The organism is Shewanella sp. Koi 1, assembly GCF_052907445.1.
The window spans coordinates 3,915,564-3,929,129 of record NZ_JBREJM010000001.1; the positions used below are offsets into that span (position 1 = coordinate 3,915,564).

At 47.0% G+C, this 13,566-nt stretch carries 14 protein-coding genes; 9 read left to right on the plus strand and 5 right to left on the minus strand.

Annotated elements, in window-relative coordinates; all coding sequences use genetic code 11:
- Window positions 1-104: 104 nt before the first annotated feature.
- Window positions 105-1,793, plus strand: a complete 1,689-nt coding sequence (locus tag ACUZ8J_RS17265) for an NAD-dependent malic enzyme (RefSeq protein ID WP_086902015.1) — start codon at window positions 105-107, stop codon at window positions 1,791-1,793.
- Window positions 1,794-1,859: 66 nt separating this feature from the next.
- Here ACUZ8J_RS17265 and ACUZ8J_RS17270 read toward each other — a convergent pair whose 3' ends face one another.
- Together ACUZ8J_RS17270 and ACUZ8J_RS17275 are read right to left on the minus strand one after the other, a co-directional pair.
- The gene (locus ACUZ8J_RS17270) at window positions 1,860-2,294 is read right to left on the minus strand and encodes a DUF3069 domain-containing protein (protein ID WP_446694468.1); all 435 of its coding nucleotides are present in this window, start codon (window positions 2,292-2,294) and stop codon (window positions 1,860-1,862) included.
- Window positions 2,295-2,318: 24 nt separating this feature from the next.
- Window positions 2,319-2,846: a phosphatase PAP2 family protein gene (locus ACUZ8J_RS17275; protein WP_282643430.1), complete on the minus strand. Its 528-nt coding sequence runs from the start codon at window positions 2,844-2,846 to the stop codon at window positions 2,319-2,321.
- Window positions 2,847-2,960: 114 nt separating this feature from the next.
- Here ACUZ8J_RS17275 and ACUZ8J_RS17280 point away from each other — a divergent pair, with 114 nt between their 5' ends.
- Window positions 2,961-4,901 carry a diguanylate cyclase gene (locus ACUZ8J_RS17280; RefSeq protein ID WP_446694960.1) on the plus strand — a complete coding sequence of 647 codons (1,941 nt, stop codon included), beginning with the start codon at window positions 2,961-2,963 and terminating at the stop codon, window positions 4,899-4,901.
- On the opposite strand, the gene ACUZ8J_RS17285 is transcribed toward ACUZ8J_RS17280, so the two are convergent.
- Window positions 4,891-5,700, minus strand: coding sequence for a substrate-binding periplasmic protein (locus ACUZ8J_RS17285; protein ID WP_257749136.1), 810 nt, complete (start codon window positions 5,698-5,700; stop codon window positions 4,891-4,893). The genes ACUZ8J_RS17280 and ACUZ8J_RS17285 overlap by 11 nt on opposite strands.
- A gap of 162 nt (window positions 5,701-5,862) precedes the next feature.
- On the opposite strand from ACUZ8J_RS17285, the gene queG reads away from it, so the two are divergent.
- Window positions 5,863-7,044: a tRNA epoxyqueuosine(34) reductase QueG gene (gene queG / locus ACUZ8J_RS17290; protein ID WP_446694469.1), complete on the plus strand. Its 1,182-nt coding sequence runs from the start codon at window positions 5,863-5,865 to the stop codon at window positions 7,042-7,044.
- 17 nt (window positions 7,045-7,061) lie between these two features.
- On the opposite strand, the gene ACUZ8J_RS17295 is transcribed toward queG, so the two are convergent.
- A complete protein-coding gene (locus ACUZ8J_RS17295) occupies window positions 7,062-7,841 on the minus strand; it encodes a TOBE domain-containing protein (RefSeq protein WP_446694470.1) in 780 nt (259 codons plus the stop codon).
- Window positions 7,842-8,043: 202 nt separating this feature from the next.
- Between ACUZ8J_RS17295 and modA the strand changes: the two genes are divergently transcribed.
- The 6 genes from modA (at window position 8,044) to ACUZ8J_RS17325 (ending at window position 12,985) form a co-directional block, all read left to right on the plus strand.
- Window positions 8,044-8,829, plus strand: coding sequence for a molybdate ABC transporter substrate-binding protein (gene modA / locus ACUZ8J_RS17300; RefSeq protein ID WP_330081999.1), 786 nt, complete (start codon window positions 8,044-8,046; stop codon window positions 8,827-8,829).
- The gene (gene modB, locus ACUZ8J_RS17305; RefSeq protein ID WP_446694471.1) at window positions 8,829-9,566 is read left to right on the plus strand and encodes a molybdate ABC transporter permease subunit; all 738 of its coding nucleotides are present in this window, start codon (window positions 8,829-8,831) and stop codon (window positions 9,564-9,566) included. The genes modA and modB overlap by 1 nt, the downstream gene beginning before the upstream one ends.
- The gene (modC, locus tag ACUZ8J_RS17310; RefSeq protein ID WP_282678082.1) at window positions 9,560-10,645 is read left to right on the plus strand and encodes a molybdenum ABC transporter ATP-binding protein ModC; all 1,086 of its coding nucleotides are present in this window, start codon (window positions 9,560-9,562) and stop codon (window positions 10,643-10,645) included. The genes modB and modC overlap by 7 nt, the downstream gene beginning before the upstream one ends.
- A gap of 253 nt (window positions 10,646-10,898) precedes the next feature.
- A complete protein-coding gene (locus tag ACUZ8J_RS17315) occupies window positions 10,899-12,248 on the plus strand; it encodes a tyrosine-type recombinase/integrase (protein ID WP_446694472.1) in 1,350 nt (449 codons plus the stop codon).
- A gap of 67 nt (window positions 12,249-12,315) precedes the next feature.
- Window positions 12,316-12,648 carry a hypothetical protein gene (locus tag ACUZ8J_RS17320; RefSeq protein ID WP_446694473.1) on the plus strand — a complete coding sequence of 111 codons (333 nt, stop codon included), beginning with the start codon at window positions 12,316-12,318 and terminating at the stop codon, window positions 12,646-12,648.
- A gap of 76 nt (window positions 12,649-12,724) precedes the next feature.
- The gene (locus ACUZ8J_RS17325; protein WP_446694474.1) at window positions 12,725-12,985 is read left to right on the plus strand and encodes a hypothetical protein; all 261 of its coding nucleotides are present in this window, start codon (window positions 12,725-12,727) and stop codon (window positions 12,983-12,985) included.
- A gap of 68 nt (window positions 12,986-13,053) precedes the next feature.
- Here ACUZ8J_RS17325 and ACUZ8J_RS17330 read toward each other — a convergent pair whose 3' ends face one another.
- Window positions 13,054-13,290 (minus strand): helix-turn-helix domain-containing protein, encoded by a 237-nt coding sequence (locus ACUZ8J_RS17330; RefSeq protein ID WP_446694475.1) that lies wholly within the window; start codon window positions 13,288-13,290, stop codon window positions 13,054-13,056.
- Between the last annotated feature and the right edge of the window lie 276 nt (window positions 13,291-13,566).

Genomic DNA, 13,566 nt, shown 5'->3' on the forward strand with positions numbered 1-13,566 from the left:
GCACGACACAGGCAACAAAGATCACATTTCATGATAACCTTACGTGACTTACAGCACGTCTCAAGCACGTACCGAACCATTAAACAATAACTCAAAGGTTACCCATGGACGATAATAAACGCCCCCTCTATCTTCCGTTTGCAGGACCTGCCATTCTTGAAGCCCCCTTAATTAACAAGGGCAGTGCATTTTCGGAAGAAGAGCGTATTTTCTTTAACCTCGAAGGCTTAGTACCCTACGCCATTGAAACCATTGAAGAACAGGCTTCACGCGCCTACGATCAGTTCAGAAGTTTCAATAACGATCTCGATAAGCACATCTATCTGCGCAACATTCAAGACACCAACGAAACCCTGTTTTATCGTTTAGTGCAAAACCACATCAGCGAAATGATGCCAATTATCTACACCCCGACGGTAGGTTTGGCCTGTGAGCGCTTCTCGAAAAACTATCGCCGTAACCGTGGTCTGTTCATCTCCTACCCGAATAAGGACAGAATCGACGACATCCTCAATAACTCGACTCGCCAAAAAGTAAAAATCATCGTTGTGACCGACGGTGAGCGCATCTTAGGCTTAGGCGACCAAGGTATTGGCGGCATGGGGATCCCGATTGGTAAATTGTCGCTCTACACCAGCTGTGGTGGGATCAGCCCCGCATACACACTGCCAATTACCTTAGACGTAGGTACCGATAATCCACAGTTGCTGGAAGATCCTATGTACATGGGTTGGCGCCATCCACGTATTGGCGGCGAAGAGTATGCCGAGTTTATCGAAGCCTTTATGCAAGCCGTGCATGTACGTTGGCCAGATACACTGATCCAATTCGAAGACTTTGCCCAAAAGAATGCGATGCCAATCCTTGAGCGTTATAAGGATCGCTACTGCTGCTTTAACGATGACATTCAAGGCACCGCCGCCGTGACTGTGGGTTCATTACTCGCCGCCTGTAAAGCCGCGGGCACTGAGCTGAATAAACAACGTATCGCCTTTTTAGGTGCCGGTAGCGCAGGCTGCGGTATTGCCGAAGCTATCGTTGCACAAATGGTGTCTGAAGGGATCAGCGACGAGCAAGCCCGCAGCCAAGTTTGCATGGTTGATCGTTGGGGCCTGCTGCTCGACAACATGCCTAACCTGTTGCCATTCCAACAAAAATTGGCTCAAAAATGTGCCGATATCAGCAACTGGAATAACTTCAGCGACAATATTTCACTGCTCGATGTGGTCAATAACGCTAAACCAACGGTGCTGATTGGCGTATCGGGCGCACCGGGTCTGTTTACCGAAGAAATTGTTCGTGCAATGCATAGCCACTGCGAACGTCCAATTATCTTCCCACTGTCAAACCCCACCAGCCGTGTTGAAGCGACGCCAAAAGACATTCTGCACTGGACGTCTGGCCAAGCCTTAGTGGCAACGGGTAGCCCGTTTGAACCTGTTGTTGTCGATGGCGAGACCTATGAAATCGCGCAATGTAACAACAGCTTTATCTTCCCAGGTATTGGTTTAGGTGTACTCGCCTCGGGTGCTCGCCATGTCTCAGATGCGATGTTAATGGCATCGAGCCGCGCGCTCGCCGAATGCTCACCGTTAGCCATTAATGGCTCAGGACCACTCCTGCCAAAATTGGAAGATATTCACTCAGTAAGTAAGCATATTGCGTTTGCCGTCGGTAAAGTGGCGATTGAGCAAGGATTATCCTTGCCTGCAAGTGATGAGCTGCTGATGCAATCTATCGAAGATAATTTCTGGAAGCCAGAGTATCGCCGTTATAAACGTACGTCTTTCTAATATCAGACATTATTCCAATAAAAAGCCCGTCAATCGACGGGCTTTTTATTGAGTCAAACTCACAGCTTAAGGCGCCATCACCTGCTTAAAGCTGTTGAGCATAGAACGGTCGGTACGCGCTTTCTTTAATTTCCGCACGCACTCTTTCAGTGACTCATCGGCTAAGCGACCGAAAATACCGTTGTACTCATTCTCATTGATGGCCTCATCGGTATCGGCCTGCTCAGAAATCTCCTGGGCGACACGGCTAAGTTGCAACCACGCATTGGCAATATAAAAACCGTGGAACTCAGCCTGCGGCATTAAATTGCGCGCACTGGCGGGTAATGCTTCCCAAGCCGTGGCAAATTTGTCTTCGCGATCGAGTAACAACTCGGCACATAAACCTTGATAAGCCGCTAACAGGCTCTCTGGCATTTTTGCCATAGGTAGCACTTTATTGGCAACATTGTGGGAAATCCGCTCGGCGATTTCACGATACTCAACTGATACTTCAGCCATAATAACTCTCTTATCCTAAGCGGCTCAAAATTGGCCACTAATATATAAACCATAGACCCCATTATGGGCCAAAGGTGTCACTGTGATCCCTTTATAGGGCTCAGTAAAATACCAACCCGCCAGTGCGCCAATGGCTGCGCCTGCGAGCACATCTTCTAAATAGTGCTTATCACTCTCGACTCGGGTATAGCCCACATAAGTTGCGGCAAGATAGGCCGGCAGACCATATTGCCAGCCATAACGCTGCTGAATAAACGTGGCCGCCATAAAGCTGTCCGAGGTGTGCCCTGACGGAAAAGAATCATCACCACTGCCATCGGGTCTGTCCTTACTGACACCCAGTTTAAGCCCTTCGACTATGACTCGGCTCGAGACTGCTGCTTTAAGTAATTGCCACGAGCCTTCATTCCCCTCTTCATAGAATAGGGTCGCGCCCAAAGCCGTCGCCGGCAGGAGTAAATGAACCACATCGCCCGAGGTCTCGATATCATCCGAGTTTGCCCAACTCGCTCCCGAGAACAGTAACAGTGCGGCACAGAGTAATTTTTTCAAGGGTTTTCCTTATTGGGTGAGATCCAAGGCGACGTTTATACCTTGATAGCGGAATGAATGCAAAAATTGCCAATACACAATGTAAACAATTAGTGAAAAACTTATGTTAGGATAATAGTTAGCTATCTGTTTCAAAGTGAACAGGAAATCTATCTCTTGCGATATTGCCGACGATTCTTTGCCATAGCACTACTCCTCTTCACCGGGCAAGCATACCTAGCTTTAGCTGAAGAGCCGCCACAGGTCGAACAAATATTCAAATTATTTGATAGCGGTGAGACAATGTCCCGTGAAGCCATCGAGAAAAATATTGCTTTACTAGAGCAGTACATCTCAAGTGATGATATAGAACGTATTGAAAAACTGAACCAAATCAAGTGCTGGAGCCAACCTTCAGATGATGAAGGCCAAATAACTAACGCGCTTAATTATGCCGAGCAAATGCTCTCACATATTCCATCTACCGCTTCGGCCCATTTTATTACCGATATAACCCTTTGCCATGCTTGGTTTTTACAGCTAAGTGGTGATATTAGCGGAGCTATGGAAAGTTATAGTAAAGGCGTGAAAAGCGCATACGCGCATGAAGATATAAAACTCATTGCCGATGCCCGCAGTCTTCGTGGAGCACTACACTCCTATATTGGTGACTTTTCAGAGGCATTAGACGATCTTGTCACCGCCCAAGGGCTTTATGAATCATTAAATCTCACAGGCTGGGCCAATATAAACTTGACCGATATTGCCACCAGCTTTAGACGCTATGGCGACCCTGAAAGCGCAATAAAATACTATCAAAAACTCAAAGAGTTATATTTAAAAAATGGCAATATGGATCAAGTTGCTGGTGTAACTTCAGATATTGGACTCGCCCTAGATGAAATAGGGGAGCATGAGCAAGCAATAGAGAACTTTCGCTTTAGTTACCAATATTTTAAAGATCACAAGTACAAGCTTGTGGCTGCAATAAATGCAACGAATATAGCCTACAGTCTTATTCAATTAAACCGGTTACAGGAAGCGGAAAACTATTTAAAGGAGGCTGCACTCGACATTACAGAGAAAGAGCCCGGAGCTTATGGTTTTATGAAGCTGTTTATGGCAAAAATCCTTTCTCAACAAGCTCTTTACCCAGAGGCGCTAACTGAACTAGCCTCAGCCGAAAATGCTTTTCGGACCATGCATAATGACCGTGGTCTTATTCAACTGTTACAACTCAAGAGTGATATCTATGCTGCGATGGGGGACTTACAGCAAGCCTACTATACTCTGCAGCAATTTGTTGATCTAACGAAGAAAGTTGATAACAACTCCACGGCTCACCAGACAACTGAATTAAAAGTAAAATTTGATACCAGTAGGATCGAGTCTGAAAACAAGCGATTGATTGATAACCAAAAATTAAAAGAGCAAGAACTAGCATTGCTCGAAAAAAATAAGTCACTACAGCTTATCATTCTACTGTTGACGGGCTGTATTTTGGGCATAGTGTCGCTATTTGCCTATAAGCAAGTGCACAGAAACCGCCAACTACAAACAATCGCCTTAACCGATTATCTCACCCAATTGCCTAATCGCAGGCATATATATGCCCAAGCAGAACAGTATTTTCAGCAAGCGATTAAACAGCAAATGCCTTTTTCGATCATCATCTTCGATGCCGATCATTTTAAAAAAATCAACGATAACTTCGGCCACGAAATTGGCGACCAAGCACTTTTAACCATAGCCCAGGCCTGCAAAGAATTTGCCGCGGACCACAATCAAATCGGCAGGATCGGCGGTGAGGAGTTTTTGATCTTATTACCCAATACCAGCGCTGAACGCGTTTGGGAGCTGGCCCATGAATTACAAAGCTTAATCAGCCGTTACGGCACCATTAATTTACCGGAAGAGTTAAAACTGACGGTTAGTGCAGGAGTTGCCACCTTATGTCCAGAGAAAAAGCCTCAAGATGAAAGCTTTGCCCGTTTACTGAAACGGGCAGATAGCGCGCTGTACGAAGCCAAAAATGCCGGAAGAAACTGTGTTAAAGCTGCGGAACTTACCTGCTAGCTGAATTATTTTTACGCCAAAAAATCTGATTTTCGAGGGGGGGCTGCAGTGCGCCAAACCATTTTTGATAGACCTTTGCAAACTCCCCTGACTCTTTTAGCTTTTCTAACTCAACTTGCCAACGCTGCACAGTCTCGGCAGGTGTCCCCTTCGAGAAAGCAAGATAAAGATGGATTTCAGCGATAATATAAACAGGTTTAATAGCCGAGTCCTTCGCCCCAACATCTTCAAGTATATGCTTTACCGCCAGATCAGCCTGACACCAGAATCGTATCCGCGAAAACAACAGCTGTTTAGCCGATTGCTGTGGAAAACTTGCCACTAAGAGGGCATTAACTCCCTGCTGTTGCAACAGTTGTGCCCCCACAGACTCTCGATACACACCAACGATTCCCGCCGTATTCACATCTAACAAGTGATTGATGCTGATAGGATCGTCCGCTCTGGTGTAAAGAGTAATGTTACTAGTCGCGATGGGACCAATAAAATCAAAATTGGCTTCCCGCTCATCGCTAATAGATGTCGCAAACAGCAGCACATTTGCCGTTGTACTCGCGATCGAATACGCCCGCGCCCAAGGCAATACTTCAATCTTTTCTTGCTGTCCAAGGCGAGCTTGCAGCATATTCACCAGTTCCACCCCAAAACCAGTGGGTACACCATCTTGCTCAAAACTCATAGGCGGCCAAGCTTCTGTGACTAAACGCACTGGAGCCACTACAGCAAAGCTTAGCCCTGAATAACCTAAGCTCACACCTAATAACAATCGATAGCAGTACTTGGAAATGGCGGATAACATAGGCAAGGCCGAAGGGGAGGTTAATCTTAATCATAGATCTAATTTACGCACAGAAGAAAGTAACAATTGCTGTTTGGCTTAAATCCCCGAAACACTAAACTCGTCCGTAGCGGCTTAAAACTGCTATCATAGCGCCATCTTATTAAGTTCAACGCAGCTTCCATGTCAACCACAGCAACCTCTCCCGCCAATATTCCCGACGCAGCAACACTTAGTCGTCTTGCCATGCAAATCAAGAACTGGGGAAAGGCGCTCGGTTTTGCCCAAATAGGGATTTGTGACACCGATTTAACCGCGGAAGAAGCTAAGTTGGAAGCGTGGTTAGATAAAGGATATCACGGAGAAATGGCCTACATGGCCACCCATGGCATGATGCGCGCTCGCCCCCATGAGTTGCACCCAGGCACAGTTCGAGTGATTTCAGCACGGATGGATTATTTGCCACCGGAGGCGGGCTTTGCCACTAACTTAGCTTCACCGAATATGGGCTATATCTCGCGTTATGCGGGCGGCAGGGATTACCACAAACTCATCCGTGCCCGCTTAAAAAAGCTGGGCGATCAAATCAGTAGCGAGCTTGTCGCCTTGGGGTTTGATGCCGCCGACTTCAGGCCCTTTGTCGATTCGGCCCCAGTGCTGGAACGTCCACTCGCCGAAAAAGCCGGCATTGGTTGGACAGGTAAGCACTCACTTATCCTTAATCACGATGCGGGCAGTTGGTTCTTCCTTGGGGAATTGCTGATCAACCTACCCTTACCCGTAGACATTCCAATCCAAGAAGACTGCAACACCTGCGTAGCCTGCATCACCTCCTGCCCGACAGGCGCCATAGTCGAGCCTTATACCGTGGATGCACGGCGCTGTATTTCTTATCTCACAATCGAATTGCAGGGTGCCATTCCTGAGGAGTTTCGCCCCTTAATGGGAAATCGCATTTACGGTTGTGATGATTGTCAGTTGGTGTGCCCGGTCAATCGCGAGGCGCCGCTGACTCTAGAGAGTGATTTCCATATTCGGCCTAAACTCAAGCAGCCTGAACTGCTCAGCTTGTTTGCGTGGAGCGAAACCGAGTTTCTTAAACAGACAGAAGGCAGCGCCATTCGCCGTATTGGTCATCAGCGCTGGCTACGCAATATCGCCGTCGCCCTAGGCAATGCGCCGAGTTCGCCGCAAATCATCGCCGCCCTTGAGCAACGTAAAGCCCAAGCGGATGTCGATGAAATAGTGAAAGAACATATCGATTGGGCCCTAGCGCGGCAACATGCGGGCGGCTCACAAGCCAATAACCGAAAAACGGAGCGACTGGTTCGGGTCATTCAAAAAGGCCTGCCACGTGATGCCTAGCATCCTCGCGGCATGCCTTAATTCATACTGGCAACAATCACTTGTGTTGCATCAAAACAGGCAAAACAAGGCTCACCAACCTTGAGCGTTTGAATGTCGGCCAATGGTATCACCGAATAGATAATCTCCTTAGCGCCAATCTCTATCGCTAACTCAGCCTTATCGGCCAGTTCGGTCACACTCAGTAAGTGCCCACTGACGCAATTTTGCCCAATGCTCTGGCAAGCATCACGACTGGCTGTCACCGCGGGTGCCTTAAACAACAATAGAATCGATTGGTCCAAGGCTAACTGCAGACGCTCAAAACTAGCATGGGTCACTGAGATTTGGATCTGTTGCCCACCCGCCAATGTCACCTTCAGGCTGTCATTCAAACCGAGTGGCTCAATGTCGTGGATACGCCCCGTTAATTGGTTGCGAGCACTGGTTTTAAGGGAGAAATGCGCCATCACATCTAACAAACTGTGCATATCGACCGAATCATCCAGCAACGCTGACAGTGCCATTTCCTGCACCTGCGAGGTGATGGAATACACCTTAAGTAAACGCTCACCAAACTCGGTGAGTTTGGCGCCGCCACCGCCCTTACCGCCCTTTTCGCTGCTGACGACGGGCTCGGGCATAGTGGTATTCATCTCGTTTATCGCATCCCACGCGGCCTTATAGCTGATCCCCGCCAACTTAGCGCCCTGGCTGATAGACCCAGTATTAGCCACTTGGCGTAGCAAAGCTATCCGCCGAGGATTGGCGAAGGGTTTGTCCCCCAATGACAATGTCAATAGTGCGTGTAAGTCCATGTTCCTGCGCGCCTTAGCTTAAGTGAATGCTATTGTCCCCGATCAATCTTGAGATACCAATACGTACGGTCGGAATTCTCCGCCGAGGTATTAGCGTTTTCGCCAATAAACCGAGCCGAGATCACTAATTTACGCATCGGGACTTGAATGATCGATATATAGATTGGTATATAACGATCACTTTTTATCACGGAGGAACACCATGAGCTCGCTCAAACACTTTTTACGCTTTACCACAGCCTCAGTCGTTGGCTTAGCCCTCAGTTGCAGCATCAGCTTTGCCGCAGACCAAGAACAAGTGACTGTTTTTGCCGCCGCATCCCTCACGAATGCGCTTAATGAGATTGGCCAGCAGTACGAAAAGGAACATCAAACGAAAGTGATTTTCTCCTTCGCCTCCTCCTCAACACTCGCCAAACAAATCGCTAATGGTGCGCCCGCCGATCTGTTTATCTCCGCCAACCAAAAATGGATGGATTACCTCGTCGAGGCCAAGGCGGTCAATGCCAATAGCCGCATTACCCTGTTAAAAAATACCTTAGTGCTGATTGCCGAAAAGAATAGCCCAGTAGACCAAGTCACCCTAAACAGCGATTGGGATATTAAGGCCGCGGTCAATGGCAGCCGCTTAGCGGTGGGCGACCCAGATCATGTCCCAGCCGGACAATACGCCAAGCAAGCGCTTGAAAACCTGAACCTTTGGAAAACCGCAGAGCCACTTCTTGCAAGAGCAAACAATGTCCGCGCCGCTTTAGCATTGGTAGAACAGGGCGAAGCACCCCTCGGTATCGTGTACTCGACCGATGCCAAAGTGGCACAAAAGATTAAAATTGTGGCAACCTTCCCCGCCACCAGCTATAGCCCGATTGAATATCCCAGCGCCTTAACAAAGCAGGAATCCACCGCCAGCGCTAAAGACTTTAATCAATACCTTCAAAGCTCAAGTGCAAAAGCAGTATTTGAAAAATATGGCTTTGGAGTGAACTAGTGCTGAGTGATGTTTTAGTAAGTGGCTCGCTGTTTGACGGGCCACTGCTCAGCGAATACGAAACCGCCGCGCTGCTGCTGAGTCTCAAAGTCTCGGCGGTTGCCGTGCTCGCCAGTTTACCCTTAGGCATTTTATGCGCTTGGTTGCTGGCGCGCGTAGAGTTCCCCGGTAAGGCTGTCTTCGACAGTCTCCTGCATCTCCCGCTGGTGTTACCACCAGTGGTGGTGGGTTACCTGCTGCTCATCAGTATGGGGCGTCAGGGCGTAATCGGGCAGTGGCTCTATAACTGGTTTGGCATAAGTTTTAGCTTTAGCTGGCGAGGTGCGGCACTCGCCGCCGCAGTGGTCTCCTTTCCTCTGATGGTCAGAGCCATACGTCAATCCTTCGAAACCGTTGATATTCGCCTCGAACAGGCGGCGCGCACCTTGGGAAGCAGCCGCTGGCGGGTATTTTTGACCATCACCCTGCCGCTCACCTCGCCCGGCATAGTCTCAGGGATGATCATCGCCTTTGCCCGCAGCCTAGGGGAATTTGGCTCGACAATTACCTTCGTCTCTAATATTCCCGGCGAAACTCGCACCATTCCGCTGGCCATGTATTCCTTTATCGAAACACCGGGAGCGGAATATCAGGCAATGCGCCTGTGTATCATCTCGATAGTAATAGCCCTGGCTTCTTTGCTCGCCTCCCAATGGCTCACGAAAAAAGCCCTCAAAAGAACGGCAAGTGTATGTTAAACATCAATATTGAAAAACAACTCGGCCAACTACAACTTAAGGTGAACACCCAGTTACCTTTACAGGGCGTCACCGCCGTATTCGGCCGCTCAGGAGCGGGCAAAACCTCCTTAGTGAATTTACTCGGCGGATTAACCACGCCAGACAAAGGCGAGATTAGCTTGGGCGATACACTATTGTTCAAGCATAAAACCGTTAATCTGCCCCCTGAAAAACGCCGAATTGGCTATGTCTTTCAAGAAGCGAGATTATTTCCCCATTACAGTGTGAAGGGCAATCTCACCTATGGAATGCGCTATAAAGCACCTGAATTGTTCGACAAAGTGGTCTCGCTACTGGGTATAGAAAAACTTTTAAGCCGCTATCCCAGCACACTGTCTGGCGGTGAAAAACAACGGGTCGCCATTGGCCGAGCCCTACTCATCTCGCCGCAAATGCTATTGATGGACGAGCCCTTAGCTTCCCTCGATTTACCCCGAAAACGCGAATTGCTGCCTTACCTACAAACCCTAGCGCAGGAATTGAAGCTACCAATCGTCTATGTGAGCCACAGCTTGGATGAAATCCTACAACTTGCCGACCATATGTTGGTGTTGCATCAAGGAAAAATGATCGCCCAAGGACCGCTAACACAGGTATGGAATAGTGAACAAATGCGCCCCTGGGTACCATTGCAGGAATTAAGTTCGCTGCTGAGCGCCAGAATCTCCGACAGACATCCTGATTATCCAATGACCAGACTGTTGATGGATGACGGCAATCAGCTCTGGGTCAGCGGCCAATTGCCGCCCACCCATAAACAGTTAAAGGTGCGCATTCAAGCGAACCATGTTTCGGTTTGCACTGAGGAGCCTAAAGGCTCGAGTATCCGTAACTTACTCAAAGGAAAAATAAAAGAGCTCTACCCCAGCGATAATGGCGAGCAAATTCAGCTTAAAATTGCCCTAGGTAAAGACGAACTGTGGGCCAACATCACCCCATGGGCTTGTAACGAGTTACAACTAACTCCCGGCAAAAATATCTATGCCCAAATCAAAGGCGTGACTATGACGCAAATGGATATTGCTGAGTCCCACTGAGTGGAATATTTAGCGCAAAATTCAGACACAAAAAAACCGACTCTAGGTCGGTTTTAATCCCTTTGAAGGGATGGTACCAGAGGACGGACTCGAACCGTCACGCTTTTAAGGGCGGCGGATTTTGAAAAGATAGTGTTTTATTTCTTATCAAAACTCAAATTTTTAGGTATTATTTTTCAGTAAGTTATCAAAAATTAGCTTGTGCTAATATCAACTTTGCAAATTCTTTGCAAAAACATCTCAGACACTGACCATGAGCAAACAACTCGAACGACACGATATCTCAGACGAATTATACGTCTATAAGCAGGACAATAGCGAGCGTTGGTACGCGCGGATTAAAGTTGCTGGCAAGTGGATTGCCAAAGCCACAAAGCAAAAGGAAAAAGAGAAAGCCATAGCCATGGCTCACCGCCTACAAATGGAATTTGGGATATTGCAGGAACGTGGCCTTTTTGTTAGCTCCAAACGTTTTCGCGATGTAGCAGAAAAAGCCATTAGTGCCATGAAAGTTATTATCAAAATCGATACCGAAAAGAAAAATAAGACAGACAAAGACAAAGACAAAGACAAAGACAAAGACAAAGACAAAGACAAACAGAATCCAAAAAAGCACAAGCTAACAACCTACATTCAGGTACTCCGCAAGTACCATATCCCCTTTTTCGACCGCACTTACATCACCTCTATCGACAGCGATAAGCTACGTGAATTTGATAAATGGCGAATAGAGCAATTCGGCCGTGAGCCAGCAAAATCGACGCTACTGAACCACAATGCTGCCATGCAGTTAGTATTCAAAGAAGCGGTAGACCAGAAATGGATGCTAGCCGCTCAAGTGCCGTCCCTATCGACTAAAGGTGCTGAGTCACAACGACGCGCACACTTCACACCAGAAGAGTATGAAAAAGCCTTTGATGCCGTGGTTGCCTTGGAGGAAAACAGCCGTAAAGAAAAGACCAGACAAATCCGTGAATTGCTAATCGATTATATGGAATTTGCAGTCTACACAGGTATCAGGGCTGGTACTGAAATGGATAATTTAACGTGGGGCGATATCCGCTTCCGGACCAACGGCACTGCCGTTCATTTATTTATTACCGTCACCAAAGGCAAAACCATAAAGCATACTGGGACTCGTGAGATTGTGTGTCGTGAAGAGGTTCTGTCGAGCTTACAATCATTACGCGAACGATTCCCAAACAGGAAACCCACTGACAAGATCTTTCGATTAGCAGATGGCACTACAACCAATGAGCTGACGAAAACCTTTGAAAAGGCGCTAATCAGTGCAGGTTTAAAGAAATCCCCACATGGTGATAGGTCGCTTTACTCTTTACGCCACAGCTATATCACTTGGCAACTCTTAGCGGGGGTGAATATGGAAGTCTTGGCTAAACAATGTGGTACCAGTGTAGCTATGATTGAAAAGCACTACAGCCATGTAATCCCTAAGATGTTCAGTAAAGAATTGTCTGGTGTTGACCTCGGTGAAGTTACGGTCAAAAAGCCGATTAAAAACCGCAGTGATAGACTTCTTAAAATATTGAAAAATAGGTATAAAGAGTGGGAAGCACACTATAAAAAAGTTGGGTGTATCTAAACCACATCAGAATTTAACTTGGCCTCAATCACTTAACATTCATAGCTTACAAATTCAGGAGCTAAAAATGACATTATATAAACGCGAGTTTGGTGCAAGCTTTAATTTAGGCTTTGACCATTCCGAATTCCCTTGGTTGGTTGATAAGAGTTGGCACAATGATGTCTGCCCTAGCTTTACTTTTAAAGCAGGTTCCCAGTACCTAGTCCTTTGGGTCGACTATGAAGAACCTGATAGCCGCGAACTTGGGCAAGAGCGCTATGTCGTAATGACAGCCACCAATGAAGGAACAGATACTGAGCCAGAAATATACGCAGACGAAGGGAGCGAAGTGGTATTGGCAACTGAAAGCCCATCAGAATTAACGGCGTATCTGAGACAATTAGCCACGGCACATTAATCTTGGGCACACAATCCCGATGAATTTCGCACAGGCTATTGCAAGCATTTGAATCCAAATTAAGTATAGGAAAAATATGATGAATAAATTTGAGCTGGGCGCGGAAGGTGTTGGTGATGTTCCAGACTATCTGGCACAGGAGGGATTAGAATTAGCGGTTCTTTACTTTGAGGAAAACGATTTAGACGCCGCTGAATGTTATGTGGCCTTCAAGCAAGCTCCTGATTCTGAGCTGGGGCAAGCTTGGTACGCTGCCGAGACCGAAGCCAATAGAGTTATTCAAGGAAACAAAAAATATGATAACTCTATGATTGTGTTAGTTAATGAGTTGGCTTAACACCGTCACTTTGGTACTACGTATTATCTGAAATGCTGGCAGCCTATGAAAGTGACTCAAACTTGCAGCTATGACCTCTGTTTTATTAGTTCATCATGTAACCTACGGATAAACTCTTCAGAAGTCACGCCTAGCGCACCAATAAGCCCTTCAAGCGAATCAAGGGTGATGTTACGAACGGAGCGTTCAACTCCCGAAATGTAGGTGCGATCAATACCAGATTGCCTTGCCAATTGTTCTTGGCTTAACCCAGCCTCATTGCGCAATTGCCTTAACGTTACCGCTGTTGCCAGTTTAATACTCATAGTCAGTCCTACACATAACAATAGACAGGATGTTCCCAAATCTTTGCCTTAGGCACAACCGACTATGAGTCACATACGGCAAGGTTTACTCGTTTGATTGCTCTCGAACGCAGCTTATTCACACAAACAGAGGAACTATTACATCAAATAACCCATGTTAATATCCTGGTTATAAATGGTTTACATGTCTTTACCAATTTCCGATGACTTTCCAAGACAATTGTTAATAGTGTAATACTATTCACATTGACATCAATAATTCTTATATAAACTAAA